A 26,748-nucleotide genomic window follows, 5' to 3' on the forward strand; every position below is an offset into this window, starting at 1 on the left:
TTCACTATTTCCATCCTCTACTCATTGGATTAATCGATTTTTGCTTTATGAACTTTCTATAGATAACATATAAAATCAGAAGTATTATAAACCCTCCACCTATAACTTGAAGCAATGCACCAAGATTAAGTATCTTATTTAAAATTCCCTGATGTTCTTTGTTGTCAATTTTTAGCTCTGCCATCTGAGCAATATGCGTCATTGCCGATACAGCAAGGTTACCCTTTGGAATATCTTGGTGACAGGACAAGCATACTCCACGACGGTCAAGCTTGTCTCTTTCATCTTTTTGCAATGGATGCGAAAGCTTCCAGTGATGCCCTACCGTCATTAACTGTGTTGTATTTTCATCAACAAACTGTGAGTAATCATGTTTCAGATTTGGGATTGCTGGAATCTGCTCATCTACTTGTTTTGGTACTATCTTACCGTCTGCACTCATCAAGTCCATAATTGTTGTTTTACTCGGATCAGCACCCAGCTTTCCACCACCGACACCGAGTCCAAGTGCCTTATCTGAAGTATGGCAGCTCTCACACGAACGTGCCTCTTTTTGAATGGTATGAGGTTGAACAGGAGCCATATCGATGGCATTTTGTCCCTCTTTACCTGCACCTTCTACATTTGGAATTTTAAAGATATAGTTTTGCAGTAGTGCTTTTCCATCTTTACCAATTACGGTAATAGTTGTCTGACACCCAGGAATAACAGGAGTTATACGTCCCTCCCCATTTTGTGCCAGAGCAGGGTTTTCCCAACGCAGATAAGAGCGAGTCTCTGTTACCTTTCCAGGAACAAGGTACTTCTTCAGATCTCGCATACCACCTGTTGTTCCATGCATATCATGATCATGGGAGGCTTTTAGATAGTCCGGATTTTTTTTGCCTCCGCTGTAGTCAACTTTGACATGACATCCGTAACATTGTGGTGCCCATGTTGCATGGCAGGTATAACACTCCATCTCAGATGTATGTGCTTCAACGACATCCATAGCAACGAGTGCCTCTTTTGAGAGTGCCTCTTCCTCTTTTAAAAGCTTAAGCGGTTTGAGTTCGATATCTTTGCCAGAAGCCAGATGCATGATGATTTTGTTGCCTTTTTTAACGGCTTTTGGAAGTGGATTTCCACGTGCTGTCAAGATGTAACCATCACCTTTGTCTTTTGGAAGGTAGCCCTGTTTGAGATATTTTGCAACTGTTTGTGTCACACCTCTTGGTTTTCCGACTTTTTCTTTTTCAGAAAATTCATCAGAGTACCCTATTGGCAATTCCCAAGGGTATTTTTTTGTAGTCCCGTGACAATCCTGACACTCTATCTCAACAGCTCCCAGGTTTGCTCCCGCTAAAAAACCGTCACCATGAAGGTCATTTGATGTATGGCAATCCTGACACAACATCCCTTTTTTGTAATGTACATCCTCTTTCATATGCAGGTAACGTTTCGTATGGAGCTTTGGCTGTCCATGTCCCTCGGCATCAAAAGTAGACTGATACTCTGTCTCCATAAGTCCCTGATAACTCACTCCAATGCGTTTTCCACGGTTATGACATGTTGAGCAGGTCTCAACCGGTACACCACTGTACTCTACATCATGGATCTTAACTTTTACCTTGCGTGAAGATTGAATCTGGTGCGAGAGCATATGAGCGCGTTCTTTTTTCTTGATGCTTTTGTCATTACCTTCATAAAAGCCCTCATTTGAATAAGGAACATGACATGATGCACACCCGATTCCTCTATAATCACCTCGTCTGTAACGACCTTTACTTCCTGTATGACAACGCAGACACTCTTGACGGAGGTAGGTATAAACTGCAAGTGACGGGTCTTTGTGTATCTCTTCAACTGTAGGTGCGGCGGGGAGTTCTTTCATCTCTGTTGGAAAACCCTGCGGCTCCATCATTGCAAGCTTTTCCATATAGACCCGGTAAGTGTCCGTACCTAATCGTTTATGCGGATCGTCCGGATTTTTTGTTTTGTAGTTTCCATTGACATGGGTGTAGCCCTCTTTGGCACCAAAGCTCCACATCGCTCCTTGAATCTTTCCCTGTTCGGTCATCATCAAAGAGTTCATCTGTGCCGCTACCTGGTTAGGGTGACAAACACCACATGTATTTTGATTTATCCAAGAGCTTGCCGGTGCGGGATAGTACTCTTTTGGGCCTGGATTACTCTTAAAGTACTCTACTGTTCCTCTGTGTGCATACTTCTTACTTTTGCTTTTTGGATTTCCTCCATGACAGACGATACAGTCATTTCCAGGATGTCCAGCTTTCTCTGATATTCGCAAAATCGAGCGCATCATCGAAGAGTTTCTATCACGAATATCTTCGATGCCTTTATGACAGACGATACACTGATTTGCTCCAAAAGCATATGTTGCAAGAAGCACTGCAAGAAGAACGATTTTTTTCATATTTTTACTTTTTATCTTTTGCTATCGCGTCTAAAACACCATTGATAAATTTCGGAGATTGCTCTGTTCCAAAAGATTTTGTAATCTCTACTGCCTCATTGATAACAACAGCAGAATCCAAATCACCAAATAAGATTTCATAAGCAGCAAGACGAAGAGTTGCACGCTCAATCGCACCCAAACGCTCAAAATCCCAATCTTTCAAATGCAGGGTGATTGCCTTATCTATCTCTTCTAAGTGCTCCATTACACCTTCATAGAGATCAAGTGCAAAATCACGCTGTTTATTACGAATTTTTTTCTCTTCTAGTATCTCTGTTGTATGTTCTGAAGTATTGCCATTGCCTAAATCAAACGCGTACAAAAGGCTGACAACAGCCATTCTTGCATGATGTCTTGTTGCCATCATAACTCCTTAATTTTATTACATAAAATGAAGGGAACCCCCTTCTTCATTTTGTACGGTATCAGGAGTAATCCTGCTACCTACGTTAACACTGGGTTTTCTTCGGCAGAAAGCCCAATGCACTAGTGCATTTTTATAGAGCTTCGTAAAGGTCTAACATCTCAATAACTGTCGTCATTGCCTCAAAACCTTTGTTCCCTGCTTTTGTTCCTGCACGCTCGATTGCCTGCTCGATAGTATCAGTTGTAAGAAGTCCGAAACTTACCGGTTTTTGGTATTTTAGACTCATTGTAGCGATACCTTTTGTTGCTTCTGCACTTACATAGTCAAAATGCGGTGTCGCACCACGAATAACTGCACCAAGTGCACATATAGCATCATATTTTCCGCTAGAGAGAAGCTGGTCTACTACCATTGGAAGTTCAAAGGCACCCGGGACCAAAACATGTGTCAAGTCATCTTGCTTTCCACCATGTCTGTCAAATGCATCTTTTGCACCTTCTACAAGTCTGTCAACGATGAAATGGTTCCATCTTGTACTTACTATCGCAATTTTTTTACCGTTTACTACTTTTAATCTACCTTCGATTAGATTCATCTTTACTTCCTTTATTTAATTTCTTGAATTTTTTTGATTTTTGTTATGAGAGCATCGAGCTCATCAAGTTTTATCATATTTGGACCATCTGAGAGTGCAATACTTGGATCAAAGTGTGTCTCAAAGAAGAAACCGTCAACTCCAACAGCTGCAGCAGCACTTGCGAGATACTGAACCATTGAGCTGTCTCCTCCGGTTTTACCGTTCTCTGCAGTCGGACGTTGTACTGAATGTGTTGCATCAAAGATGACTGGTGCAAACTCACGCATCAGTACCAAGTTTCGCATATCAACAACCAAGTTGCCATAGCCGAAAGTATTACCGCGTTCACAGAGATATACTCCGTGCTTTTGTGAATTCTCATATGTCGCTTGAGAACAACCACGTGTTTGGAGCACTTTTAAGAGCGGATACTGCATCGCATTGGCATCTAAGAACTGCCCTTTTTTGATGTTTATCTCACGCTCTGTCTTGGCACATGCTACAAGCAGATCTGTTTGACGGCATAAAAAAGCAGGAATCTGCAGCATATCTACAACTTCTGCCACAGGTGCAACCTGAATAGACTCATGCACATCCGTTACTACTTTATAGCCAAAATCATCCTTGACTTTCTGTAGTATACGCAGCCCTTCATCCATTCCAAGCCCGCGAAAAGACTCCAGTGATGTTCGGTTTGCTTTGTCAAAACTCGCTTTAAAATAGAAGTCTATCGTGCTATCTTCTTGATACTTCTCCAAAGACTTCGCAATTTTAAAAATATTTTCCTCGCTTTCAATAACGCAAGGACCAGCCAAAAGTTTCATCTATACCCTTTAGGGCACCTCTAAAAACTCTAATAATCCTCAGCATAAGAGAAAAATTCATAATCAAGGCAGTCTTTTGAAAACCTAGCCGTAGCTAAGTTAAAAAAGATTAACGCAGAGTATGGACTTTTCTCTTTTGCCCGAAGGGAGGGATAAAACAGAGCAAACTTGCAAAGAATTTTTCATCATCATAGCTTTAGCTATGACTCAAAAAAAGTTCTTCACAATTTCATCTCTGTTTTATCCCTCTGAGGACTGTTAGAATTTTTAGAGGTGCCCTTTAAAAAAATGTAAGAGATTATAGCCAAATTATTGTAAAAATCTATTTAGCCCTTGCCACCATCACTCCAGCAAAGACAATAAGAATGATTCCAAAGCTCGTACTTAGGCTTGGAAGTGCATCACCAAGAAAGAGTCCAACTAAAATTGAAAAGAGTATATTCGTATAACTTACCGCTCCGACAATTCCTGCTTTTGTCTCCCCATATGCTTTTGTCATCAGCACTTGAGAGAGTGTTGCAAAGAGTCCCATCGCTATAACATAAACCCAGACAATGCCCTCTGGCATCACAAATTCCCCAAGCATAAAATCAAGTTCTGGCATATGAATATATGGAGATACAGCAAAGAGCACAACAGGACCAATAGTACCAACAAGCATAAAGGAAAGCACTATTGCTCGTGTATCATAGTAGCTTTTTAGCTCACGTACAGAAGTATAAGCCAGTGCAGCACCTACACCGGAAAATATTCCTAGCAGGTCATATTTTGAAAATCCAAATCCACTAGGCTGTGTAATAAACACGATACCGATAAAACCGACAAAAACAGCTATCCAAGCCTTAAGATCAAGCTTCTCACGCAGAAAAAGCCAGGCAAAAATTGCAGTAAATATAGGAGATGTCTTTGAGTAGGTCATTGCATCACCAAGAGAGATATGTGCAATGTTGTAAAAGAAGGCCAAAAGTGCTACAAATCCCATAAAGCCACGAAAAAAGAGCAGTAAAGGTTTGCCACCCTGATGCTGCATCGGTTTTTTCAGCACGGCTAGACCGATGAGTATGACACCGGCAATATTTCTAAAAAAGACCACTTCAAGTGAGCTCATATACTGGCTTGAAAGCTTGGCAAAAGCCCCCATAATTGCGAATGTAAAGCTAGCTATCAGCATATACTTTACACCCTTGTTTAAATTTCTAAGACGTTTCATAAAGCGAATTGTATCATTTTATGAAAATAACCACTCCTTCGCTTCTTCTAGCTCAGCATTAGAAAAAGTCTTAATCTCTCCAGGCAGCATAAAAGCAAATATCTTTACAGCGTTGATTATCCATGAAACATCACTGACAACAGCAATTTTCTCCCAATTATTCCAAAACTCCACTCCTGCTTTTGCATCATCAAACATCGCTTTGAGCTCATAAGAATCAAAATCCTCTTTTACATGATAAAGTACTCTGAGTTTATCTGTTGATTTGAGTTTCTCTTGCACAGCAGAAATCAATGTTTTTTCATAATCCTCAGCTGTAACAATCCCACTCAGCTCAAATCCTAGGAAATCTTTACGGGTATCATCACTCAGTACTTTTACCATGATAAACTCCTTGCTTTTTATTTTCTTTTCATCTGTATAATAACATAAAAACAACAGACCTCTTTTACAAAGGAACTTGATGGGAAATATACTACTTCTTGCGCTTCTTGGTGCTATTTTTTATTATGTATTTAAAAGTTATGCAAGGTATGAAACGTACTCGAAAGAGACCTTTAAAGATTTCTCTATCTCCTATGATTCACTGAAAAAGAATGAATTGGGGCTCTTTGTAGCCCTTAGTGCAAAAGTTGCCAAAGCAGACGGACGGGTTGATGCACTTGAGGCCGAACTTATATCGAATATGCTTGATGATATATCTTCTGTATTCCCAGAGCCACACAAGGCAAAAGCGATACTCAAAGATATTTTCAACGAAGAGAAAAACAGAACGGATAACATCGAACATTTAGCTCACGCACTCTCTCACGCAACAAAACGCTCCCAGGCAATGCAGCATCAATTTATGCAGTTTTTAATTCAGCTTAGTTTTGCAGATGGTGAAGTCACCAAAAGTGAAGAGACAATTCTCGCAACCATTGCAGAAGCGATGCAGTTTGACCCAAATGCATACCACGCAATTTTTGATCAGTTTGAGCAGATGATGCAAAATGTGCAGCCAAAACAATCTCTTGAAGATGCGTACAAACTTCTCGGTGTATCTCCAAATGATGATATGGCAACGATCAAAAAAGCCTACAGAAAACTTGTACGCCAATATCATCCTGACATCATCAAGTCTCAAGGTAAAAGTGAGAGCTATATAGAAGAAGCGACCCAAAAGACCCAAGAGATCAATCAGGCTTATGAGATGATTAAAAAGGCACGAGGATAAATGCGAAAACTTTTAATACTTCTTTTTACACTTGTTAGCCTACATGCTTCAGATGAGATGGGTGCCTTGCTCTTTCACGGTAACTGTGTAACATGCCATTTTGAGCTTGAAGAGAAGTCTGCTCCGGCTATCATAGAAGTACGCAAAAGATATATAAGTGCATTTCCAAAGAAGCGAGATTTTGTAAAGTACCTCTCTGAGTGGGTAGCAAACCCCTCACGTGAGACCTCTATCATGCAAGATGCCATCAAAAAACATGAGCTAATGCCCCACATTGCTTATGAAAAAGATGTTTTAGAGGATATCGCTGCATATATCTATGATACGGACTTTAACAAACTCCATAGCGGACACAGACAACCTTAAAGAAAATCTTTCTCCCAGAAAAACTCTATCCATGCATTTGCCTCATTGACCCAAAAATCAGGCTCGTAAATAGATGTTTTCTTATAAAAAAGTGTTACTGATTTAAAAGTTACATCGGAGAAGTTTTTTTGCAGATACTCCATAATATATGCTAATGTTTCTCCACTGTCAGCAATATCATCTACAACCAACACCTTTGTGACTTTAAAGTCACAACTTCCAAAAAGACTCAATGTTTCTCGTTTGCACTCTTTGTCATACAACTCTGTTCGAATACTCTGCACATCACGGATATCTAAACCCTCAGCCATAGCATGTGAAAGTGTATAGCCTCCACGTGCTATTGTGACTATTGCCTCGGCTTCAAAATCTTTGACTCTTTCTATCAGTTGTCTTGTATCATCTCTAAAATTTGCATAGCCATAATATTGCTTCACAATTTTCCTTAATCTCTATTTTTTCTCTTTTTTTTAATATTTCTTATTAAATATTTATGTTAGTATATCTTTACTTAAGTTTACAAGAAGGATTAGTTTAATGAAAAATATTGTCAAAAACACTGCTGTCATAGCTGTTGCACTGCTGACAATCACAGGATGTAGTGACAAGAAGCCAGAGCCGAAAAAAGAGGCTTACAATCCAACTTTTCAATGTAAAATAGAAAATGTTTTAGCACCGAGGTGGACATGTATTCCTCAAGTTGAAGGTTATTACGCAGGTGTCGGTGTTGCTGAGAAGTCTGCTGCAGGCATCGCTCATATGAGAAGAGTAGCACTTATGAACGGTCGTTCATCACTTGCACAACAGATCCAAACAGAGGTAAAAGATAAAGTAGAAGGTTTTACACGTGCAACTGGTAACGGTTCAGCTGAGACAGTTGATAAAGTAACAACTGCCGTCACAAAACAGCTTGCAAAAGTTGATCTGAAAAACTCTAAGGCAATTGACTACTGGGAAGCTCCATCAGGTGCTATCTATTTGCTTGTAACTGTTCCTGAAGAAAGTATCAATGCAGAGGTGAAAAAAGCTATCAAGTCAAGCTTTAAAAATGATAATGCACTCTGGCAGCAGTTTCAATCAAAACAGGCATTAGAGCAACTTGACAAAGAGTTTCCTACAGAATAACCCCTCTTTTAAATACCCTCACGCAGGGTATTTAAACCTCAACAGACCCTTTTCTTTCATTATTTAGATATAATTTCAAAAAAAACTAATACGCTTTCATTATTATTTATATAAGGTTACACTCCATGAAAAAAATTGCCATTATCGGACGTCCAAATGTTGGAAAAAGTTCACTCTTTAACAGACTTATAAAAAACAGAGATGCCATCACATCAGACCTTGCAGGCACAACTCGTGATGTAAAGAGAAAGCATGTCGTCATCAATGACAAGCAAGCAATTCTTCTTGATACAGGTGGACTAGACAAAGGTTGTGAGCTGTTTGACAAAATAAAAGAGATGAGCCTTAAAGCTGCCTATGCAGCAGATATCATCCTTTATATGGTAGATGGGAAAAGCATCCCTGAAGATGAAGATAAAAAGTTCTTTTATGAACTTCAGTCAATGGGTAAAGAGATTGCCCTTGTTGTCAACAAAATAGATAATGATAAGATGAAAGAGAAGCTTTGGGATTTCTATGAATTTGGGACGGGGGATATCTTTGGTATATCAGTATCACATAACAGAAATACTGTAGCACTGCTTGATTGGATATATGAAAAACTCCCTGATGAAGATATCATCAAAGAAGAAGATGAAATCACAGTTGTGCATGAAGAAAAAGAGGAGCTCAGTGATGAAGAGTTCTTTGCACAGTATGAAGAAGATGAAGATGATGATTTTTACTACTGGGACGAGGATGAAGATGAAGTTGAAGATGACTCAATCTTTGCGAACAATGACAACATCAAAGAGTTTGATGAAAATGACATTAACCACATCAAAATCGCCATTATCGGACGTACAAATGTTGGTAAAAGTTCACTCTTAAATGCTCTTCTAGGGGAAGAACGCTCTGTAGTAAGTAGTGTTGCGGGAACAACCATAGATCCGATCGATGAGACGGTTGAGTATGAAGGTAAACAGCTTACTTTTGTCGATACTGCAGGACTACGCCGCCGGGGACGTATCATAGGGATTGAAAAATATGCTCTTATGCGTACAAAAGCAATGTTAGAGAATGCAAATATGGCACTCGTTGTCCTTGATGCAAGCCAGCCATTTTTGGACCTTGATGAGAAAATCGCAGGACTTGTTGATCATAATCATCTTGCCTGTATCATCGTTCTAAATAAATGGGATATCGCAGACAAACAAGAACATGATAAAATCATCAAAGAGGTGCGTGAGCGATTTAAATTTCTCTCCTATGCACCTATCATTACACTCTCTGCAAAAAGCGGTCAGCGGGTTGATAAACTCCATGATATGATCTTACAGATCAATGAGAACTATTCACAAAGAATTTCGACATCTCAGGTCAATGAAGTTCTTGAACGCGCGCTTCGCCGCCATACACTCCCAAGTATGCACGGTCAAGTTATTCGTATCTACTATGCGACACAGTATGAGACACGCCCTCCAAAGATTGCCATCGTTATGAACAAACCAAAAGGGCTTCACTTTACCTACAGACGTTATCTGACAAATAAATTTCGTGAAACATTTAACTTTGAAGGGACACCACTGCTCTTTAAAGCAAAAAGAAGAGGAGAGAGATGATGAATATATCACTAGCGATTGTTTTTTTGTTTTCAGGTGCAGCACTAACAACTTTGGGTGTCGTACTTTTTAAACGTATGCAACAAGAAGAGCAAGAGAGTAAAAAATAGAAGCCTTTTTGTTTTAAGAAAAAGGCTTAAACACTACCATACCGACGATTAAAAGCATTAAAATTGTCGGTACTTCATTATACATTCTGAAAAATTTTCCACTTTTTGTACATCTATCTTCAAGCAATCGCTTACGGATTACATCTAAAGAATAAAAGTACGCTATCAAAAGAGCTAAAAAGAGTAGTTTTGCATGCAACCAAGGTGAACGCATCCACTCACCCATATAGATAAGAGCAGCTCCACTGATAATTGTCGACCACATAGAAGGCACACCAATGTACTTGTAGAGTTTCATCTCTTGAATCTTAACAACCTCAACAAAACCTCTGTTCTCTATATGTTCCATATGATATACGTAGAGCCGTGGTAGATAAAACAGTACTGCAAACCACGAGATAAACGAGATCACATGAAACCAAAGTATCCAATCATACATATTTTTGCCTTTAAAAATTCGTCTCTATATACAAAGAGTTATAGTTAGACCCACCATGAACACCGTTGTAGAGACCAAATACTCCAGAACGGTGTTTTAAAAGATAACCAAAATAGACATCTTCCAAAGCTTTGACACCCGTCACTCTTCCGATATCAAAATCTATAGTGATATCAAGATAGTTTAAAAACTTAGAAGTTTTATCATTCTCTACTCTTGCTTCAATGACTTCAGATTCTAACTTGTCGTTTACATAAGAGACACCTTCACCAAAACCAAAACGCACTCTATTTTCATAAAAATCCAGATTATAGATGAGCTTTAGATATACAATAGCTTCATAGGTGTTGTTAAATTGATCTTCATAAAAATAAGACAAACCACCTTTTGCATACAGTTCTAAAGGCATATCTCCTATTGCTTCATAAAGAAGGTAACCGCCATCCACGGCAACTGTACTTAAATCTCTTGGATGTCTAGAAAAGTTTAAAGTAAATAGGATATCTCCCAAATCTTTCTCACTTGCATATCCGTAAGCAACCCGAAAAGAGTACTTTTTTGTCTCTTTAGCCTCTATAGAGAAGGCTAAAAGAAAGAAAATCAATAGAGCCGATACACTTTTATGCATCAACTACATCTAATTCTTTTATTGAAGATGCTTTATGATCTTTCATTTTATCATGGAGACGACGAAGTGCTTTACTTGCACGATCAATTGCGATATCGATCGCAGCATCCAAATCTTTATCATTCTCTGTAATGACGATTGGCGCAGCATGTGCCACATGAATCTCGAACTCAACACTAACACCATCTTTTTGAGCCATTACATTACACATAACACGTGTTAAATCCAATGAATATTTTTTAAATTTCTCTACTGCAGCTTCAATGTGTGCTTTATTTGCATCATTTAAATTAATATCTTTTGCACGATATTGTACTATCATCATAAATCCTTTTATTACGAGCACATTTGGGCCCTTATATTTAGATATATAATAACAAAATAAAGCTGAGATGGGTATAATACACAAAAAATTATTTAGGAATTTGAGATATGAGAGTATTAACTGGTATTCAACCATCAGGTGATTTGCATATTGGAAACTATTTTGGGTCTATTAAACAGATGGTCGATGCACAAAAAGAGAATGATACTTTTGCTTTTATAGCGAACTATCACGCGATGACAAGTGTCAAAGATGGGAAAAAACTAGCAGAACTTACTATGCAGAGTGCAACTGACTTTTTGGCTTTGGGAATTGACCCTAAAAAAGCAACTTTTTGGGTACAGTCCGATGTAAAAGAGGTACTAGAGCTCTATTGGGCACTCTCTTCGTTTACACCGATGGGGCTTTTAGAGCGTGCTCACAGTTACAAAGATAAAACTGCCAAAGGCATCGCTGCGAACCATTCACTCTTTTCCTATCCAGTCCTGATGGCAGCAGATATTCTGCTCTACTCTCCGGACATCATTCCAGTTGGAAAAGACCAGATCCAACATGTGGAGATTGCCCGTGATATCGCTGTGAAATTTAACAATGAGTATGGAGAGATATTTAAACTTCCAACATTTAAGATAGAAGAAAATGTTGCAACAGTTCCTGGAATTGATGGTCAAAAGATGTCAAAAAGCTACAACAACACGGTAAACATCTTTGGTGATGAAAAAAAACAGCTTAAAACTATTAAAAAAATTGTTACTGAAAATGTTCCGATGGAAGCACCAAAAGAGTATGAAAACTGTAATGTTTACAATATGGCAAAACTCTTTTTAAATGAAGATGAGTGCAGAGAACTTCAAGAGCGCTATAAACGTGGTGGAGAGGGTCATGGACATTTTAAACTTTACCTGCATGATGTCATCTGGGAGTATTTCAAACCTTACAGAGAAAAAAGAGCTTACTACCAAGCACATCAGGATGAAGTAAGAGATATTCTTGATTTTGGTGCAACAAAAGCCAAAGAGATCGCACTACCAATGATAGAAAAAATAAGAACTGTCACTGGTATAAGGTATTAATTAAGTTAATTAGGTACAATAACGCATAACCACAATAACATCTTGAAACAATAACAGGAAGTCACAATGCGTTCACTTGTACTTATTTTACTACTCCTCTTTAATTTACAGGCAAGATCTTTCTTCAGTAATGAAGATCAGAAAAATACCTCTAAATATATAGAAAGTTTAAAAAACCTTATCATAGCGACACAAAAGACAAGGGGTTTAACAAACTCTTATCTCAATGGTAATACAGCAGCAATGCTGCTTGTTTTTACCAGCAGAGATGATATGAAAAGGGCCATTGGCAATATGGAATCACTCCCACTTGCAGCTGACCCTGTTATAAATTCACGTGCAACCGCAATATCTCAAGCACTGATAAAACTCAACCGTAAAGCATTTAAACAAGATCCACAAAAAACCTTTTCTGCTTATACAGAGCAGATAGACCATACACTTATGCTTGCACAAAGTGTCTCAAAACGCTTTGCAAAAGATCTCACACCTTTTGGAAAAGACATCTCTTCGGTAATGATGGAGATTATGCTTCCTATGACAGAATATACGGGACGACTGAGAGGTTTGGGAGCAGGTATCGCAGCAAAAGGCAAAGTTACCAAGAGTGATATTGAAAATATTCAAGCACTTGCTTATGAGCTGCAGTCTTTAAATAAAAAACTTCAAAATCAGATGACACAAATCGTTGCAAAGCATCCAGGTGAACTAGGAGCAAATATAAATAATGAACTCACAACTATCAACAAAGGTGTAAGATCTTATATAAATTTTGCACAAAAAAAGCTGCTAAAAACTCCGAATAAAGTCGATCCAGATAAATACTTCGATCAGGGAACTGCGTTAATCTCAGCTATTATCAAAGCATACGATACAAGTAATAAAGCCATCCTGGAAAATGCCAAAGGATGGATTTAGAGACTAAAAATTAGTCTCTGTGTTGATCCAACCAGACCATCAGACCTTTTTGTGCATGAAGACGGTTTTCTGCTTCGACAAAAACTATCTCTGCGTGAGACTCTAAAATCTCCTCACTGACTTCCTGACCACGATACGCAGGTAGACAATGTAAAAACTTCGCATCTTTATCTGCGAGACACATCATCAGACCATCTACCATAAAACCTGCAAAATCTTTTATACGCTGCTCTTTTTCATCCTCTTGACCCATGGACGCCCATGTATCTGTTGTTACAATAGTTGCTCCACGAACCGCTTCTTTAGGATCATTCATAACTTTGATAACAGCCCCGCTCTCTTTTGCAAATGCAAGTGCCTCATGCAGTACCTCAGCCTCTACTTCATACCCTTTTGGTGTTGCAATGCGTAATTCAAAACCCAGTTTGGCAGCTAAAAAGAGCCATGAGTGTGTCATGTTGTTTCCATCACCGATGTAAGCAACCACGGCATTCTCTGCTACACCATGTTCTATCATTGTCATATAATCAGCCAAAAGCTGTACAGGATGATAAGAATCTGTCAGACCATTAATGACAGGTACTTTTGAATATCGTGCAAACTCCTCTATCATAGAGTGCTCGTACGTTCGTATCATTACCATATCACACATACGTGAAATGACTCGTGCCGTATCTTTTACAGGCTCACCGCGTCCTAAGTGGATATCACGATTGGAGAGAAAGAGTGCATGACCGCCAAGCTGAAACATCCCCGTCTCAAAACTCACGCGAGTTCGTGTAGAAGATTTCTCAAAAATCATCGCTAATGTCTTGTGTTTTAGCTCTTCTTTATAAATTCCGGCTTGCAGATCTTGTTTTATCTCAAGGCCCAGATGTATTATCTCTAAAATTTCTTCTTTTGTGTAATCTTTGAGTGTTAAAAAATGTCTCACGATACAATCCTGTCTTTTATTATCAGTAATTTTAGTATACTTTTCTTTAATTTATCTGTTTTGTAGCATTTTTGCCACTTCTTTGGCATGATAGGAGATAATGATATCCGCACCTGCACGTTTAAAACTCACCATTGTCTCCATAACTACTCGCTCATAATCTATCAAATCATTCATTCCGGAAAACTTCAGCATCGCATATTCACCACTTACATTGTAAACTGCCATTGGAAGTGTTGTATTGTCTTTTATCTCACGTACAATATCGAGATATGCAAGAGCCGGTTTTACCATAAGTATATCAGCTCCTTGAGCTTCATCACTGATAGACTCTGCGATTGCTTCACGACGATTAGCCGGGTCCATCTGATAAGAAGCTCTGTCACCAAAGCTTGGAGTTGATTCTGCTACATCACGAAACGGTCCATAATAACCTGAAGCAAATTTTGTCGAATATGCCATAATAGGCAGTTCACTGTATCCTGCCTCATCAAGTGCCTCACGCAGAGTCTCAATTATGCCGTCCATCATTCCGCTCGGTGCTATCATATCTGCACCTGCTTTTGCATGAATGACTGCCTGCTGCCCTGAGATCTCCAGTGTTGCATCATTGAGAACGGTCTCTTTTTCTTCATCAATAATACCACAATGCCCATGGTCCGTATATTCACAAAAACATAAATCTGTCACAATAAACATATCGGGATGTGCTTGTTTTATCTCACGTACGGCAGATGCTATGATACCATGTTCACAAAGCGCATCACTTCCAATAGAGTCTTTTACATCAGGAATACCAAACAGTATAATGGAATAAAGTCCCAAAGATTTCAACTCTTCACACTCTTTTATGGCCATATCAATACTCATCTGATAAACACCCGGCATGGAAGCTACTTCTGTTTTAATACCCTCTCCACTTCTAATAAAAAGCGGATAGATAAAATCATCTGCTCTTACATGTGTCTCACGCACTAATGCACGCAGATGTGGATTGAGCCGAGTACGACGGAATCTTTGAAACATTTTTAAACCCTTTTTTTGCTATATTTGATTATAATAGTGTTTGAAGAAAAGATTTTACCATTTTAAAGATTAATTAATGAATATAAAGATTTCAGAGGTAGCGAATTTACCATCACGATTTGGCGATTTTAAAGTAAAGGCATTTAAAGAGGGGCAAAAAGAGCACCTTGTCATATATGCAAAAGAGTTGGGTGAAATACCTGTTGTTCGGGTCCATTCAGAGTGTCTTACAGGTGATGCGATAGGAAGCTTAAAATGTGACTGCCGTGATCAGCTCGAGTATGCCCTTTCACTCATCAATGAAAAAGGTGGTATGGTTATATATTTGCGTCAAGAGGGCCGTAATATTGGTCTATTAAACAAGATAAATGCCTATGCTCTTCAAGACAAAGGTTACAATACCATAGAAGCCAATCATCAACTTGGTTTTGCGGCAGATGAACGCACCTATGAGATTGTCACTTTTATACTCCATCATTTTGGCATTAAAAAGATCAAACTACTTACGAATAATCCAGATAAGATAAATGCTATCTCTGATGTTGAAATTGTTGAGAGAGTGCCAATAGTTATGAAAGCCAACCAATACAATGAAGATTATTTGGATGTAAAACGTGATGCCATGGGTCATCTTCTTTAAAGAGTAACATATGCCAATAGATATAACAAAAGATACTCCCCAAATTGCTCTTAAAAAGCTCAAAGCACGAGAGAGTGTACTTCGTCACTTTGAAGATATTGCAGGACTTGGAAGCTGGGAAGTTGACCTTAAAACGAAAAAATCCGTTTGGTCTAAAGAGAGCTATAAGATTTATGGTCTCAAAGAGGGCACAGAGGTCTCTATAGATACATTTTTTTTCATGCTTCTTCCAGAATATATCACCGATGCAAAGACTCTGCTCCAAGAAGCCATTCAGACAGGAAAAGTACTCAAATTTACCTGTAAAGCACGCAGAAAAGATGGCACTATTATTGACCTTTTTATAAATGGACGAGTGATTTTTGATGAGAATAAACAACCCCTAAAACTGATAGGTACAACGCAGGACATTACAGAGATTACCAACATCAAAGAAGAAGCAAAAGAGCTCGCTGCAATCTTGGAATACTCCTCGAACGAAATCTATATCATTGAGTTAGAAACACTCCGCTATCTCTATGTAAACAAAGGTGCTTGCAGAGCTCTAGGCTATACAAATGAAGAGATGCTTCAAAAAACTGTCCGTGATATCAATCCTTATCTTGAAAAAAGTAAAATTGCCTATTTACAAGAAAAGATAGAACAAGGGGAAAAGGTTCTAAATCGTACTATCCACCAGCGTAAAGATGGAACAGAGTATCATGTCCAATCCTATATCTATAAACTCGCATACCACGGGAAGGATGCTGCTGTTATCTTTGATACGGACATCAGTGAACTTATCGCACTGGAAAAAGAGCATCATCAACAAGCAAAACTTTTAGAGTACCAAGCTTATCATGATACCCTTACGGACCTTCCAAATCGTACTCTTTTTCAAGACAGATTGCAACAGGCGATCATTACATCAAAACGTAATGAGGAAAAATTTGCTCTTCTTTTTATTGATCTCGACCAGTTTAAAAAGATTAATGATTCGCTTGGGCATCATATTGGAGATGAGGTCCTTATTGAGAGTGCAAAAAGATTCCAAAAAGTGCTGCGTGAGGAAGACACACTCTCACGTTTGGGCGGTGATGAGTTTACTATTATTCTAAAAAATCTTAAAAGTGAAAAGAATGCTGCAACTGTTGCGCAAAAACTCATTAACAGCTTAAAAAAACCTATTGAGACAAAACATCATTCTCTCCATATATCTTCCAGTATTGGTATCAGTATCTACCCCAATGATGCCGAGACACAAGAAGACCTTTTAAAATATGCAGATACAGCGATGTACAAAGCAAAAGATGAAGGACGAAACAATTTCCAGTTCTACTCTTCTGAGATGACACAACAGGCTTTTGAAAAGGTCATTATGGAAAATTCCCTGCGTATTGCTATCAAAGAGAATCAGTTTGAAGTCTATTTTCAACCACAATATAATGCAGAGACAGAAACGATTATCGGTATGGAAGCGCTTGTTCGATGGGTACATCCTCACGTGGGTATTGTGCCTCCCTCAGAGTTCATTCCCATGGCTGAAGAAAACGGTTTTATCATTGATATCGACAAAATTATAATGAAACAGGCGATGCAGGAATTTAGCAGTTGGTATGCACAAGGGCTCAACCCTGGTAAACTGGCACTCAACCTCTCTATGAAACAGCTTAATGAAAATAATTTTATTACCGATCTCCTGCAAACAATGCAAGAGAACAACTTTAAGGTTTCATGGCTTGAGCTTGAAGTCACAGAAGGTCAGGTAATGCAAAACCCTGAACAGTCCATTAAAAAGCTTAAACGTTTAAGTAACATAGGGATCTCGATTGCCATTGATGACTTTGGGACCGGATACTCTTCACTCTCCTATCTTAAAAAACTACCTCTGAGCAAACTAAAAATCGATCGCTCTTTCATAAAAGAGATTCCTTACGATGAAGATGATATAGCCATTACAAAAGCGATTATTGCTATTGCAAAGAGTTTAAATCTTCATATTATTGCAGAAGGTGTAGAGACAAAAGAGCAAAAAGAGTTTATGCTTGTAAACGGATGTAAAAAAATTCAAGGTTATTACTATTCACAACCTCTGAGCAGATATAAAATGACGAAACTGTTAAAAAGGTCTAATGAAACTTAGACTCTGGAAGTGCTTCAAGTCTTCTCTGTGCAGCAGCAAGTACTCTTAAAAGCTCATCTGTTGTTGCCTGAAGTTCGACATAATAGAGCTTTGCTTTGTCAATCTCCAAAGCATCCACACTGCTCCTACCCAAAAATTTAGAAAAGAGTCCTCTTTTTTTCTCTTCTTTGAAAAAAATGTTATAGATTTTAAAATACTCTTTATGCCACTGCTCATGTAAAATATCAAGTTTACTATAAAACTGACTTCCAATAAGCTCTCGTACATGATTTTTCTCATCATAAATCCAATGTCCAAAGTCACACTCTTTTTTTGAAACGGCAGTAGGATTATTAACCTTTTTCCCCTCAATAATTGCATGTATCTTCTCCATTTGCAATAGATGGGCCTCTCTTGCTTTTTGTACAGAATTAACACTTTGTTCTTTTTTCATTGAAATTTACCTTTAAAAAAGTATATAATAGCATAAGTTAAAAAAATAAGGAACTTTTATGAAACGTCCAGAACCGATTAATCACGAAATACAACTTAATCCAAAACGTTATATTGTTTCAAAGACCGATCCAAAAGGCATAATAGAATATGGGAATGACTATTTTGTAGAAATTTCAGGATACAGTGAAGCGGAACTTATCGGTACACCCCATTCACTAATCAGACATCCTGACATGCCAAAAGTTGTCTTTAAAATGATGTGGGACAGAATTAACAAAGCCCAAAATATCATGGCTGTTGTGAAAAATCTAGCAAAAGACGGTAGCTACTACTGGGTTGTAACTGAATTTGAGCCAAAAGTAGATCCTATTACCAATGAAATCATCTCCCACACTGCTTTTAGAAAAGCTGCCCCTCGCAAAGCAGTTGAAGCTATCGAACCTATCTATCAAAAACTTTTGGAAATTGAAAAAGAGAGCGGAATGGAAGGAAGTGAAAAATACCTTCGAGGATTTTTAGAAGAAAAAGGCCTTAGCTATGATGACTTCATAGACAATCTTGTTGGTAACAAAGGCATCTTTAAAATCTTCTTCAATGCTATGAAAAAAATCTTCTCTTAATCAATTTTAGTAAAAATGTGCTTGTACGCATATAAGAAATATGCGCTTATAGAAAGTCCTCTCTTGCTCACTAAAATGCAAGAAGGCTTTTGGTCATCTACACAGTCATAAAATTCAACATATTATATATATTTTATATATATTTGAGTACAATGAAGCATTAGAAGGTTTATTTGATGATAAATATTACAAACTTTTTACTAAGCGGTTTTAATTTTAAAGAAGAAGAGTATGAGCTTAAACTCCAGTTTATACTTGTCAATTCCATTCTTACCATTATCATTGTCATGTTGAGTTTTTTATCTTTTTTACGCTACATTTCACATCAGGAAGTCCAGGCAATCATTGATACTGGAGCAGTAGTGGCTTCACTTATCACTCTCATAACAGCACGAAGGTCAAAAAAGAGTATCAACATCTCCATTCCGCTTCTCTTGGCTCTTTTTTATTTTCTTATAACATTTACATTTAGGAACATTGGTATAATCGGTACGACATGGTACATAGTTTTGATTCTTGCCGCATTTTTTCTCAAAGGGAAGAAAGTAGGTCTCTTTTTCTCTGCCATCTCTGTACTTGCAATTTTGAGCTTGGAACAGTTTTCAGATGCAAAATATACAATGTTCCAATATTTCTACATCACAATTCCTATCATTTTAAGTATGACCTTTTTGTATCTGTATGAACAACGAAATGAGATACTCAACTCACTCTTAAAAAAACAAAAGAGTCTTTTGGAAGAAGAGGTAAAAAAACAGACCAATGAACTCTCACAGCTCCTTTTAACAAGTCAAGAGCTTGCAAGTATCATGAAAAACTCACTTATAGAGATCTATATTGTCGATTTCAAAACAGACCATTACCTCTATGTCAATGACGGTGTGATTAAAACGCTTGGATACAGTGAAGATGAACTCCTTGCTATGAATATTTATGACATAAACACCTCAATGATACATGAAACAGTCACACGATTTAAAGAGCTGATGCTCAAAAATGGCAATGCAACAAATATCTCTCAACACAGACGCAAAGATGGCTCAAGCTATGGAGTTCAATCCTTTATGCATAAGATTAGCTATAACAATAAAGAGGCCTATGTTATCTTTGATATTCAAATATCAGATGCACAAAAGGCCCAATCTGCAATACTCAAACAAAAAGAGACTCTTGCCTATCAGGCACACTATGATACGCTGACAAAACTCCCAAATCGTGTCTTATTTGAAGACAGACTCACGCAGGCAATTGCTAAAGCAAAAAGAAAATATACAAAATTTGCACTGCTCTTTGTTGATCTTGATCATTTTAAGGATATCAATGATACCTATGGACATGAAGTAGGAGACATCGTACTTAAAGAGATAGCAAAACGTCTGCAAAACTGCGTGAGAGAATCCGATACAGTCTCACGTCTCTCAGGAGATGAATTTTTGATTATTTTAGAAGAGTTTGACTCTAAAGAGAGTGTGGCAACCATTGCAAAACTTCTTATAGAATCAATACGAATACCAATAGAGTTCCATGATAAAAAACTCATTGTAACCTGCAGTATAGGAATCAGTCTCTATCCAGATGATGCCAAACATGGACAAACACTTGTAAAATATGCAGACCGAGCTATGTACAATGCCAAAAACATTGGCAAAAATAACTTTAAATTTTACAGATAAATCATTTTGAGAGTTTTTTTAAGATAAAATACCCTATGAATTTACAATCACGTGTAGAAAAAGAGAATATTTCTCTGCCAGACAATTTTTTTGATAATATTACAAAGTATAAAGATCACCTCTTTAAGTGGAATAAAATTCACAACCTAACAGGTGCAAAAGATGAAATAACACTTGATGAGTTTATCTTCGATGCACTCTTTCCTGTCAGCTTTTTACCTACAGTAAATTCTCTGCTTGATATTGGTACAGGTGCCGGATTTCCTGGTATGATTTTGGCTTTTGCTCTTGCTGATACAGAAGTAACACTTGTTGAACCACTTGCGAAAAGGGCAAGTTTTTTACAGTTTATAAAAGCGGATCTGGGTCTTGGAAATGTCCGTATAGTCAAAAAAAGAGTCGAAGAGATGGAGAGTGAGATTTTCGAACTGATCACCTCACGTGCAGTAACAGATACAAAAATGCTCTTAGATCTCAGTACAAAACTACGGGATAAAGATACAAAGTTTCTCTTCTACAAAGGCGAGCGTGTCTTTGATGAAGTAAAAGCTTCACAGGGCATGGCACATAAAATTATAGAGAGACACAACAGACATTATTTACTACTAGGAGAGAGTCTATGATACTAAAAGCACTACTTGTCGGTGCCGTTATCTACATCGTCTATATTATGTTTTTTAAGCAAAAGAATGTAGAAAAAAGCAGCACTACAGCCAAGAAAAAAGAACAAAAGCCACAAGCAAACGAAATGGTCGAATGTGCCAACTGTGGTGTTTATGTTGAGATTTCAGAGTCTATTTTAAGCAGTGGAAAATACTACTGCTCTGATGAATGCATAAAAAAGGCTGGAAAATAATGCTCATTTTTGGACATAGATTTATTAAAAATGATGAATTTTTTCATATCTTTGATAGTGAAAGTCTCCAAAAGACACCTCCATCTTCTAAAATCTATTTGGACTTTGATGAAAGCAATCTTGATATTATTGAGCATCTTAGCAGCAACCATATCGCTTTTGGACTTGGAGTGACAAACATTACAGAACTTCTTTATGCTGCTGCTTTAGGGGCGAGTTACATAGTCGTACATCAGAAGTTGGCAAAAACAGCACAAAATATAGCAGAGAACTACCTCTTTGATGCAAAAATCCTGGTACATATCACTCAAGAGAGTGAAATTGAAGAGATGGCACTCTTAGGGATTGACGGTGTACTTTTTCCAGAAGCGATTGTCAAGATAAGTTCTTAAGTATTATGAAACAGCTTCTTGTTTTTTTAGCAGTTTTTCTACTCTCATCCTGTTCTTCTTCACCAAAACCCTATAAAAAAATTTCTTTAAACATTCAAAACAAGCCAAGCTACAACTTAGAAAATAAGAATCATATCACAAAGAAACTCTACGAGTCATACGAAAAATGGGCAGGAGTCAAATACTGCTACGGGGGAGAGAGCAAGAGTGGCATAGACTGCTCTGCACTGGTGCAAACCATCTACAAAGAAGCCTTTCATATCGAGCTTCCACGAACAACAAAAGAGCAGATAAAAGTAGGAAAGAAAGTCCAAAAAAAGGCTTTAAAAGAGGGCGATATTCTCTTTTTTAAAACATCCTACCATGTTTTACACTCAGGGATCTACCTTAAAAAAGGAGCCTTTATTCATGCCTCAAGTAAATATGGTGTGATTCTTTCTAATATTCATAATCCCTACTGGAGAGCAAAATACTTTCAGGCAAGAAGAGTATTATTCTAAGCTATAGAGTCCAAAAAAGAAAGTTTTATTGAAAAATTAGCTATAATCGCTCAATAAGGTAATCCAATGGAAAAATATCTAAATCATAAAATCCTCTATATTGTTCCATCTATTTTTCTACTGGTTTTACTCCTGAGAATTTTTTACAGTTATAACGATACACAGCTGCAGATTCAAGAGTTTGCAAAAAAAGAGGCACAGGTTTTAAAATCTCATGCAATGGTGCATAGAAACTATTACCAAAAACTCTATTTTGATAAAACGATTCCTCTCAATCAAGAGACTCTAAAAGGGCTACCGGCTTACAGTTCTTACTATATCAATAAATCCTTTTCACAGAACAACCCCTTTGCCATCAGCTTGCAAACAGTCTCAGACAGAGCAAGAGACCCAAAAAACCAAGCGGATAAAGAGGAGCTAAAAGCCATCGAGTACTTTAAAGAACATCCTATGGAAAAAGAGTACTTTAGCAGTGAGAATCCTGACTACTATCAATATGCATCTGCTTTGATCATGGAGTCAAAATGTTTGCAATGTCATGCTTCCAAAGAGAAAGCTCCTGCATTTATCCAAAAACGTTATGACAAAGCATATGACTACAAGCTTGGAGAGCTTCGAGGCATACTAAGCATTAAACTGCCAAAAGAGAAACTCAACAACTACTTTTTTCACCACTTCATCTATTCAGTCATTTATGACATCATCGCCTTTTTAATTCTCTTTTTTATTATCTATACTATCGCAAAAAAATCAAAAAAGATAAATACTTTTTTACGTCAAACAATCAGAATGCAAACAAAAAAGCTCAAAGAGACACTTGTACGTGAGCGACTGACTGGTCTGCCAAACAGATTACAGTTTTTAGAGGACATTAATAACACCCAAGAGAAAAAAAATAAACACCTTGCCCTTATAAACATTGACAGTTTCAAAGATATCAATGATTTTTACGGACATAATGTCGGAGATGCTTTACTCATACTCTTAGCAAAAAAAATTGATGCTTTTTGCAATGATAAACACTCAATAGTCTACAAGTTGCCTAGTGATGAGTATGCTGTCTTTAGCTTATGGAACATCGATACTGATACCTTCATAAAAAAAATCTTAAAACTGCTACAGGAGATTCAAAAAAATGAGTACCTTATTGCCAATAATGCTATCTTTATAACTGTCAGCTGTGGTATCGCTTCCAACGAAGATGACCTGATCATAAAAGCAGACATGGCACTGCAGGTCGCAAAAAATGCAAAAACAAATCTTATCATTTATGACAATCTTGTAGACACGACAGAGATAGTAAATAAAAATATACAAGGGGTATCGCTACTTAAAGATGCCATTGCCAATGATAAGATTCATCCTTATTTTCAACCTATCTACAATCTCCACACAAAACGGGTGGAGAAGTATGAGTCACTTGTCAGAATTATCACACAAAGTGGTGATGTTATCATACCCTACAGTTTTTTGGATATTGCCATCAAATCAAAACTCTATCACCATATCACACATATCATGATAGAGAAAACATTTGCTTTTTTTGAAAAAAAAGAGGAGTATGAATTTTCAATCAACCTCTCCATAGATGATATCCGCAATGAGAGAACTGTTCATTTTATTTTAGAAAAACTCGCTGCCTATGCAACACCACAAAGAGTTGTTTTTGAAATTTTAGAGAGTCACGAGATAGAGAACTATGAAGATATTAAAAACTTTATCAAAGAGGTGAAACAGTATCAGGCGAAAATCGCTATCGATGACTTTGGAAGCGGATACTCCAACTTTTCTCATGTTTTGGAGCTCAATGTTGATTATCTCAAAATTGATGCCTCTCTCATCCGAAATATAACCACAAATGAAAATGCGCAAAAAATTACACATACCATTGTATCTTTTGCGAAAAACATTGGTCTTGAAACAATTGCAGAGTATGTTGAAGATGAAACGGCTTTGGAGTTACTCTCTGACTTAGGTGTAGATTTTATTCAAGGATACTATATCGGAAGACCTGCACCGCTCTTACTCTAAAATAACTCTTTTAAGATAGGGTTTAAGCGCGGTCAATATCTCATAGCTGATACTCCCCGCTGCACGTGCTACCACTCTTGCATCATTAAAAATCAAAAGCTCCTCTGCAACGGATAAAAAAGAGCTGTTATCCATGGAGATTCTGCCAAGCAACAAGATACCCTCAGGTGTCTCATACCTGTTAGAACAAGCTCGTAAAAAACCGTCGCCATACCCAAAATCATAATTTCCCACTTGACACTCACGTGAAGTTGTATAGCTAGCACCATATCCTATGCATACACCCTTGTCCAGATGACGTGTTGAATTTCTCTTTGCATAGAGCGATAATACAGGTTGTAAGGCCTCTGCATCAACATTTCCAGAGAGCTCCAAACAACCATAGGCAGCGATACCTACGCGTACCATATCTTCTGTAAAATCATCCGTTTGAAAAAGTGCTGCAGAGTTGGCAGAGTGAAAACGAAGCCTTTTCATTCCAAATGCTTCTGCCAAAGCTGTTACTTCTTTTTTGACCTGCGCAAAATTTTTATTTTGTTGTTCAAAAACAGACTGATCTTCATCAGCACAACTGTGGTGGGTAAAGACAGCCTCTAGTTCTAACTCTTGTTTTTGTATCAAGAAAAATGCCTCACGCAGCTCATCCATCTCAATACCGTTTCTATTCATACCTGTATTTACTTTTAATTCTACTTTTGTCTTTTTGGGAAACTTTGAGATGGAGTCTAAATCATTTATCGTATAACAAATTTTCGCACTCTTTTCTTGTGGAGTATCTGCCAAAACCAAAATATAATCAAAAAATTCTTCAATCTCTTTTGCTTCAACATAGGAGCGGACAACAGCTCTGCTTATACCGTACTCCTGTGCCATAGCTGCCATCTCACGCAAACCATGACCATACGCATTATCTTTTAAAACAAGTGCTATTTTATCTTTGCCTTTGCTTCGTTGTGCAATAATATCTAAGTTGTTGAAAAAATGTTGTTTATTCAATGTTATGTAAGCCATAGGAAATTATACAGTATGTTTGAGAAAAAACGATTAATCGCAGAGTTTGAAGAACAAGGTTTCACACAAATCATCTTTCCTCACGCACAAACAGATTGGGCACCTTATCTGCGTGAGGCACAGAACTGTTTTATAGATATTATCAACACAATAAAAGAGTTTCAAAACTGTCTCGTTATCTGTGCAGATAAAGAAGCGACACAAAAACATTTTGCATCGCATAAAAATCTTTTTTTTACAGAGTACGCAACTGATGATACATGGGCAAGAGACTGCTCTACTTTATGTGTGAGAGAAAACGGTAAGACAGAACTGCTTGACTTTACATTTAATGCATGGGGAGAAAAGTTTGAAGCAGACAGAGACAATGCAATGTCTCAAACAATCAAAGATATCTATACACTGCCTGTGCAAAAGCTAGACTTTGTCCTAGAGGGTGGTGCTGTTGAGAGTAACGGCAAAGACACTGTTTTGACAACAGCAGCATGTATGCTCAACCCTAACCGAAATCCAAAGCTCAATAACATCCAAATCACACAGAACCTAAAAGAGTATTTTGGAGCAGAGCATATACTTTATCTTAACCATGGATATCTTGCCGGTGATGATACCGATTCACATATCGATACACTTGCCCGTTTTATCAATGAAGATACCATTATGTACGTACAATGCAGAGATAAAGCGGATGAACACTATAAAGAGCTGCATTTGATGGAAGAAGAGCTCTCAATGATAGCAAAAGAGAGAGGGCTCAAACTCATAGCCTTACCGATGCCTGATGCACTTTACTATGAAGAAGAGCGACTGCCTGCAACCTATGCAAACTTTTTATTTGTCAATGGTGCTGTACTTGTCCCACTTTATAATGTAGCTCAAGACAGGGAAGCTCTTGAGGTTTTTAAAAAAACATTTCCAAAAAGAGAAGTTATCGGCATTGATTGTTCTACACTTATCCGTCAACACGGTTCACTGCACTGTGTAACAATGAACTTTGCAAAAAGTGTTGGTCTGCAGGTCTCACTCTTTTTTTAGATTCTCTATTCTGCCGGTCTTATTTTCATCTGCCTTTTTTTCACTGTTCAGTATCGCCATACCACTCATAATTAGATAGGTTGCCAAGGCAAATCCTAATGCAATGGTGATTGTTTTTTGTATCTTTTCACTTTTACTCATAATGCAATTTTAGCAGAATTTTTTCTTTTATTAACACTTTATTAACACTTCTTTTACTATTATCAATAAAGAAATCTTATCTCAAAGATTTAGAA

At 37.6% G+C, this 26,748-nt stretch carries 31 protein-coding genes; 16 read left to right on the forward strand and 15 right to left on the reverse strand.

The features are described 5' to 3' along the window. Positions 1-4 precede the first annotated feature (4 nt). From MNY27_RS02010 to MNY27_RS02035, 6 genes are all read right to left on the reverse strand, one after another. Positions 5-2,416 carry a multiheme c-type cytochrome gene (locus MNY27_RS02010; protein WP_346391811.1) on the reverse strand — a complete coding sequence of 804 codons (2,412 nt, stop codon included), beginning with the start codon at positions 2,414-2,416 and terminating at the stop codon, positions 5-7. 4 nt (positions 2,417-2,420) lie between these two features. Further along, positions 2,421-2,822: a transcription antitermination factor NusB gene (gene nusB / locus MNY27_RS02015; protein ID WP_152183643.1), complete on the reverse strand. Its 402-nt coding sequence runs from the start codon at positions 2,820-2,822 to the stop codon at positions 2,421-2,423. Positions 2,823-2,955: 133 nt separating this feature from the next. Next, positions 2,956-3,420 (reverse strand): 6,7-dimethyl-8-ribityllumazine synthase, encoded by a 465-nt coding sequence (gene ribE, locus MNY27_RS02020; RefSeq protein ID WP_152183644.1) that lies wholly within the window; start codon positions 3,418-3,420, stop codon positions 2,956-2,958. Between the two features lie 11 nt (positions 3,421-3,431). Further along, positions 3,432-4,226: a 3-deoxy-8-phosphooctulonate synthase gene (gene kdsA, locus MNY27_RS02025; protein WP_152183645.1), complete on the reverse strand. Its 795-nt coding sequence runs from the start codon at positions 4,224-4,226 to the stop codon at positions 3,432-3,434. 322 nt (positions 4,227-4,548) lie between these two features. Continuing rightward, entirely contained in the window at positions 4,549-5,436 is an 888-nt protein-coding gene (locus MNY27_RS02030; RefSeq protein WP_152183646.1) for a DMT family transporter, read from the reverse strand. An 18-nt stretch (positions 5,437-5,454) separates the two neighbouring features. Beyond that, complete coding sequence (locus MNY27_RS02035) at positions 5,455-5,820, reverse strand: STAS/SEC14 domain-containing protein (protein WP_346391812.1); 366 nt, start codon at positions 5,818-5,820, stop codon at positions 5,455-5,457. A 79-nt stretch (positions 5,821-5,899) separates the two neighbouring features. Between MNY27_RS02035 and MNY27_RS02040 the strand changes: the two genes are divergently transcribed. Both MNY27_RS02040 and MNY27_RS02045 read left to right on the forward strand, forming a co-directional pair. Then, positions 5,900-6,652, forward strand: a complete 753-nt coding sequence (locus tag MNY27_RS02040) for a DnaJ domain-containing protein (RefSeq protein ID WP_346391813.1) — start codon at positions 5,900-5,902, stop codon at positions 6,650-6,652. After that, on the forward strand, positions 6,653-7,018 hold the full coding sequence (locus tag MNY27_RS02045; RefSeq protein ID WP_346391814.1) for a cytochrome C: 366 nt from the start codon (positions 6,653-6,655) through the stop codon (positions 7,016-7,018). It abuts the gene before it with no gap. On the opposite strand, the gene MNY27_RS02050 is transcribed toward MNY27_RS02045, so the two are convergent. Continuing rightward, on the reverse strand, positions 7,015-7,455 hold the full coding sequence (locus MNY27_RS02050; RefSeq protein WP_346391815.1) for a phosphoribosyltransferase family protein: 441 nt from the start codon (positions 7,453-7,455) through the stop codon (positions 7,015-7,017). The genes MNY27_RS02045 and MNY27_RS02050 overlap by 4 nt on opposite strands. Positions 7,456-7,555: 100 nt before the next feature. Here MNY27_RS02050 and MNY27_RS02055 point away from each other — a divergent pair, with 100 nt between their 5' ends. Then, complete coding sequence (locus MNY27_RS02055) at positions 7,556-8,143, forward strand: LPP20 family lipoprotein (protein ID WP_152183650.1); 588 nt, start codon at positions 7,556-7,558, stop codon at positions 8,141-8,143. A gap of 125 nt (positions 8,144-8,268) precedes the next feature. Beyond that, positions 8,269-9,744, forward strand: a complete 1,476-nt coding sequence (gene der / locus MNY27_RS02060; protein WP_346391816.1) for a ribosome biogenesis GTPase Der — start codon at positions 8,269-8,271, stop codon at positions 9,742-9,744. Positions 9,745-9,867: 123 nt separating this feature from the next. Here der and hemJ read toward each other — a convergent pair whose 3' ends face one another. The 3 genes from hemJ to raiA are packed head-to-tail and all read right to left on the reverse strand — an operon-like array spanning position 9,868 to position 11,243. Further along, positions 9,868-10,293 (reverse strand): protoporphyrinogen oxidase HemJ, encoded by a 426-nt coding sequence (gene hemJ, locus MNY27_RS02065; protein ID WP_152183652.1) that lies wholly within the window; start codon positions 10,291-10,293, stop codon positions 9,868-9,870. Between the two features lie 10 nt (positions 10,294-10,303). Then, positions 10,304-10,921 (reverse strand): hypothetical protein, encoded by a 618-nt coding sequence (locus MNY27_RS02070; RefSeq protein ID WP_246153820.1) that lies wholly within the window; start codon positions 10,919-10,921, stop codon positions 10,304-10,306. Then, positions 10,914-11,243 (reverse strand): ribosome-associated translation inhibitor RaiA, encoded by a 330-nt coding sequence (raiA, locus tag MNY27_RS02075; RefSeq protein WP_152183653.1) that lies wholly within the window; start codon positions 11,241-11,243, stop codon positions 10,914-10,916. Before raiA ends, MNY27_RS02070 begins: the two co-directional genes overlap by 8 nt. A gap of 110 nt (positions 11,244-11,353) precedes the next feature. Between raiA and trpS the strand changes: the two genes are divergently transcribed. Both trpS and MNY27_RS02085 read left to right on the forward strand, forming a co-directional pair. Further along, positions 11,354-12,319: a tryptophan--tRNA ligase gene (trpS, locus tag MNY27_RS02080; RefSeq protein WP_152183654.1), complete on the forward strand. Its 966-nt coding sequence runs from the start codon at positions 11,354-11,356 to the stop codon at positions 12,317-12,319. Between the two features lie 66 nt (positions 12,320-12,385). Continuing rightward, the gene (locus MNY27_RS02085) at positions 12,386-13,237 is read left to right on the forward strand and encodes a nitrate- and nitrite sensing domain-containing protein (protein ID WP_152183655.1); all 852 of its coding nucleotides are present in this window, start codon (positions 12,386-12,388) and stop codon (positions 13,235-13,237) included. Between the two features lie 10 nt (positions 13,238-13,247). Here the strand turns inward: MNY27_RS02085 and argF are convergent, their stop codons facing one another. Together argF and hemB are read right to left on the reverse strand one after the other, a co-directional pair. Continuing rightward, the gene (gene argF / locus MNY27_RS02090; protein WP_152183656.1) at positions 13,248-14,171 is read right to left on the reverse strand and encodes an ornithine carbamoyltransferase; all 924 of its coding nucleotides are present in this window, start codon (positions 14,169-14,171) and stop codon (positions 13,248-13,250) included. 51 nt (positions 14,172-14,222) lie between these two features. Further along, positions 14,223-15,197, reverse strand: a complete 975-nt coding sequence (gene hemB / locus MNY27_RS02095; RefSeq protein WP_152183657.1) for a porphobilinogen synthase — start codon at positions 15,195-15,197, stop codon at positions 14,223-14,225. A gap of 76 nt (positions 15,198-15,273) precedes the next feature. Here hemB and ribA point away from each other — a divergent pair, with 76 nt between their 5' ends. Together ribA and MNY27_RS02105 are read left to right on the forward strand one after the other, a co-directional pair. Next, positions 15,274-15,837 (forward strand): GTP cyclohydrolase II, encoded by a 564-nt coding sequence (gene ribA, locus MNY27_RS02100; protein WP_152183658.1) that lies wholly within the window; start codon positions 15,274-15,276, stop codon positions 15,835-15,837. A gap of 10 nt (positions 15,838-15,847) precedes the next feature. Next, positions 15,848-17,959 (forward strand): bifunctional diguanylate cyclase/phosphodiesterase, encoded by a 2,112-nt coding sequence (locus MNY27_RS02105; RefSeq protein ID WP_152183659.1) that lies wholly within the window; start codon positions 15,848-15,850, stop codon positions 17,957-17,959. Here MNY27_RS02105 and MNY27_RS02110 read toward each other — a convergent pair. Next, positions 17,946-18,392 (reverse strand): CZB domain-containing protein, encoded by a 447-nt coding sequence (locus MNY27_RS02110; protein ID WP_152183660.1) that lies wholly within the window; start codon positions 18,390-18,392, stop codon positions 17,946-17,948. The two genes, MNY27_RS02105 and MNY27_RS02110, sit on opposite strands and share 14 nt — an antisense overlap. A gap of 58 nt (positions 18,393-18,450) precedes the next feature. Here MNY27_RS02110 and MNY27_RS02115 point away from each other — a divergent pair, with 58 nt between their 5' ends. The 7 genes from MNY27_RS02115 to MNY27_RS02145 all read left to right on the forward strand — a co-directional run bounded on the left by MNY27_RS02115 (position 18,451) and on the right by MNY27_RS02145 (position 24,466). Then, complete coding sequence (locus tag MNY27_RS02115; protein ID WP_152183661.1) at positions 18,451-19,014, forward strand: PAS domain-containing protein; 564 nt, start codon at positions 18,451-18,453, stop codon at positions 19,012-19,014. Between the two features lie 176 nt (positions 19,015-19,190). Then, a complete protein-coding gene (locus tag MNY27_RS02120; protein WP_152183662.1) occupies positions 19,191-20,687 on the forward strand; it encodes a GGDEF domain-containing protein in 1,497 nt (498 codons plus the stop codon). A gap of 35 nt (positions 20,688-20,722) precedes the next feature. Next, positions 20,723-21,310: a 16S rRNA (guanine(527)-N(7))-methyltransferase RsmG gene (gene rsmG / locus MNY27_RS02125; RefSeq protein WP_152183663.1), complete on the forward strand. Its 588-nt coding sequence runs from the start codon at positions 20,723-20,725 to the stop codon at positions 21,308-21,310. After that, positions 21,307-21,543 carry a PP0621 family protein gene (locus MNY27_RS02130; protein ID WP_152183664.1) on the forward strand — a complete coding sequence of 79 codons (237 nt, stop codon included), beginning with the start codon at positions 21,307-21,309 and terminating at the stop codon, positions 21,541-21,543. Before rsmG ends, MNY27_RS02130 begins: the two co-directional genes overlap by 4 nt. Continuing rightward, positions 21,543-21,935, forward strand: coding sequence for a hypothetical protein (locus MNY27_RS02135; RefSeq protein ID WP_152183665.1), 393 nt, complete (start codon positions 21,543-21,545; stop codon positions 21,933-21,935). The genes MNY27_RS02130 and MNY27_RS02135 overlap by 1 nt, the downstream gene beginning before the upstream one ends. 5 nt (positions 21,936-21,940) lie before the next feature. Next, entirely contained in the window at positions 21,941-22,435 is a 495-nt protein-coding gene (locus tag MNY27_RS02140; protein WP_152183666.1) for an NlpC/P60 family protein, read from the forward strand. A 66-nt stretch (positions 22,436-22,501) separates the two neighbouring features. Further along, positions 22,502-24,466, forward strand: coding sequence for an EAL domain-containing protein (locus MNY27_RS02145; protein ID WP_346391817.1), 1,965 nt, complete (start codon positions 22,502-22,504; stop codon positions 24,464-24,466). Here the strand turns inward: MNY27_RS02145 and MNY27_RS02150 are convergent. Further along, complete coding sequence (locus MNY27_RS02150) at positions 24,458-25,477, reverse strand: alanine racemase (RefSeq protein WP_152183668.1); 1,020 nt, start codon at positions 25,475-25,477, stop codon at positions 24,458-24,460. The genes MNY27_RS02145 and MNY27_RS02150 overlap by 9 nt on opposite strands. A gap of 15 nt (positions 25,478-25,492) precedes the next feature. Between MNY27_RS02150 and MNY27_RS02155 the strand changes: the two genes are divergently transcribed. Next, on the forward strand, positions 25,493-26,512 hold the full coding sequence (locus MNY27_RS02155; protein WP_152183669.1) for an agmatine deiminase family protein: 1,020 nt from the start codon (positions 25,493-25,495) through the stop codon (positions 26,510-26,512). Here the strand turns inward: MNY27_RS02155 and MNY27_RS02160 are convergent. Next, complete coding sequence (locus MNY27_RS02160; protein WP_188109447.1) at positions 26,498-26,653, reverse strand: hypothetical protein; 156 nt, start codon at positions 26,651-26,653, stop codon at positions 26,498-26,500. The two genes, MNY27_RS02155 and MNY27_RS02160, sit on opposite strands and share 15 nt — an antisense overlap. Between the last annotated feature and the right edge of the window lie 95 nt (positions 26,654-26,748).

The sequence above is a fragment of the Sulfurimonas sp. NWX79 genome, assembly GCF_039667035.1.
Taxonomy (GTDB): domain Bacteria; phylum Campylobacterota; class Campylobacteria; order Campylobacterales; family Sulfurimonadaceae; genus Sulfurimonas; species Sulfurimonas indica.

Excerpts from the sequence above, each read along its gene's own strand:
- MNY27_RS02010 (WP_346391811.1), bottom strand. The coding sequence starts at position 2,416 with ATGAAAAAAATCGTTCTTCTTGCAGTGCTTCTTGCAACATATGCTTTT.
- nusB (WP_152183643.1), bottom strand. The coding sequence starts at position 2,822 with ATGGCAACAAGACATCATGCAAGAATGGCTGTTGTCAGCCTTTTGTAC.
- ribE (WP_152183644.1), bottom strand. The coding sequence starts at position 3,420 with ATGAATCTAATCGAAGGTAGATTAAAAGTAGTAAACGGTAAAAAAATT.
- kdsA (WP_152183645.1), bottom strand. The coding sequence starts at position 4,226 with ATGAAACTTTTGGCTGGTCCTTGCGTTATTGAAAGCGAGGAAAATATT.
- MNY27_RS02030 (WP_152183646.1), bottom strand. The coding sequence starts at position 5,436 with ATGAAACGTCTTAGAAATTTAAACAAGGGTGTAAAGTATATGCTGATA.
- MNY27_RS02035 (WP_346391812.1), bottom strand. The coding sequence starts at position 5,820 with ATGGTAAAAGTACTGAGTGATGATACCCGTAAAGATTTCCTAGGATTT.
- MNY27_RS02040 (WP_346391813.1), top strand. The coding sequence starts at position 5,900 with ATGGGAAATATACTACTTCTTGCGCTTCTTGGTGCTATTTTTTATTAT.
- MNY27_RS02045 (WP_346391814.1), top strand. The coding sequence starts at position 6,653 with ATGCGAAAACTTTTAATACTTCTTTTTACACTTGTTAGCCTACATGCT.
- MNY27_RS02055 (WP_152183650.1), top strand. The coding sequence starts at position 7,556 with ATGAAAAATATTGTCAAAAACACTGCTGTCATAGCTGTTGCACTGCTG.
- der (WP_346391816.1), top strand. The coding sequence starts at position 8,269 with ATGAAAAAAATTGCCATTATCGGACGTCCAAATGTTGGAAAAAGTTCA.
- hemJ (WP_152183652.1), bottom strand. The coding sequence starts at position 10,293 with ATGTATGATTGGATACTTTGGTTTCATGTGATCTCGTTTATCTCGTGG.
- MNY27_RS02070 (WP_246153820.1), bottom strand. The coding sequence starts at position 10,921 with ATGCATAAAAGTGTATCGGCTCTATTGATTTTCTTTCTTTTAGCCTTC.
- raiA (WP_152183653.1), bottom strand. The coding sequence starts at position 11,243 with ATGATAGTACAATATCGTGCAAAAGATATTAATTTAAATGATGCAAAT.
- trpS (WP_152183654.1), top strand. The coding sequence starts at position 11,354 with ATGAGAGTATTAACTGGTATTCAACCATCAGGTGATTTGCATATTGGA.
- MNY27_RS02085 (WP_152183655.1), top strand. The coding sequence starts at position 12,386 with ATGCGTTCACTTGTACTTATTTTACTACTCCTCTTTAATTTACAGGCA.
- hemB (WP_152183657.1), bottom strand. The coding sequence starts at position 15,197 with ATGTTTCAAAGATTCCGTCGTACTCGGCTCAATCCACATCTGCGTGCA.
- ribA (WP_152183658.1), top strand. The coding sequence starts at position 15,274 with ATGAATATAAAGATTTCAGAGGTAGCGAATTTACCATCACGATTTGGC.
- MNY27_RS02105 (WP_152183659.1), top strand. The coding sequence starts at position 15,848 with ATGCCAATAGATATAACAAAAGATACTCCCCAAATTGCTCTTAAAAAG.
- MNY27_RS02110 (WP_152183660.1), bottom strand. The coding sequence starts at position 18,392 with ATGAAAAAAGAACAAAGTGTTAATTCTGTACAAAAAGCAAGAGAGGCC.
- MNY27_RS02115 (WP_152183661.1), top strand. The coding sequence starts at position 18,451 with ATGAAACGTCCAGAACCGATTAATCACGAAATACAACTTAATCCAAAA.
- MNY27_RS02120 (WP_152183662.1), top strand. The coding sequence starts at position 19,191 with ATGATAAATATTACAAACTTTTTACTAAGCGGTTTTAATTTTAAAGAA.
- rsmG (WP_152183663.1), top strand. The coding sequence starts at position 20,723 with ATGAATTTACAATCACGTGTAGAAAAAGAGAATATTTCTCTGCCAGAC.
- MNY27_RS02130 (WP_152183664.1), top strand. The coding sequence starts at position 21,307 with ATGATACTAAAAGCACTACTTGTCGGTGCCGTTATCTACATCGTCTAT.
- MNY27_RS02135 (WP_152183665.1), top strand. The coding sequence starts at position 21,543 with ATGCTCATTTTTGGACATAGATTTATTAAAAATGATGAATTTTTTCAT.
- MNY27_RS02140 (WP_152183666.1), top strand. The coding sequence starts at position 21,941 with ATGAAACAGCTTCTTGTTTTTTTAGCAGTTTTTCTACTCTCATCCTGT.
- MNY27_RS02145 (WP_346391817.1), top strand. The coding sequence starts at position 22,502 with ATGGAAAAATATCTAAATCATAAAATCCTCTATATTGTTCCATCTATT.
- MNY27_RS02150 (WP_152183668.1), bottom strand. The coding sequence starts at position 25,477 with ATGGCTTACATAACATTGAATAAACAACATTTTTTCAACAACTTAGAT.
- MNY27_RS02155 (WP_152183669.1), top strand. The coding sequence starts at position 25,493 with ATGTTTGAGAAAAAACGATTAATCGCAGAGTTTGAAGAACAAGGTTTC.
- MNY27_RS02160 (WP_188109447.1), bottom strand. The coding sequence starts at position 26,653 with ATGAGTAAAAGTGAAAAGATACAAAAAACAATCACCATTGCATTAGGA.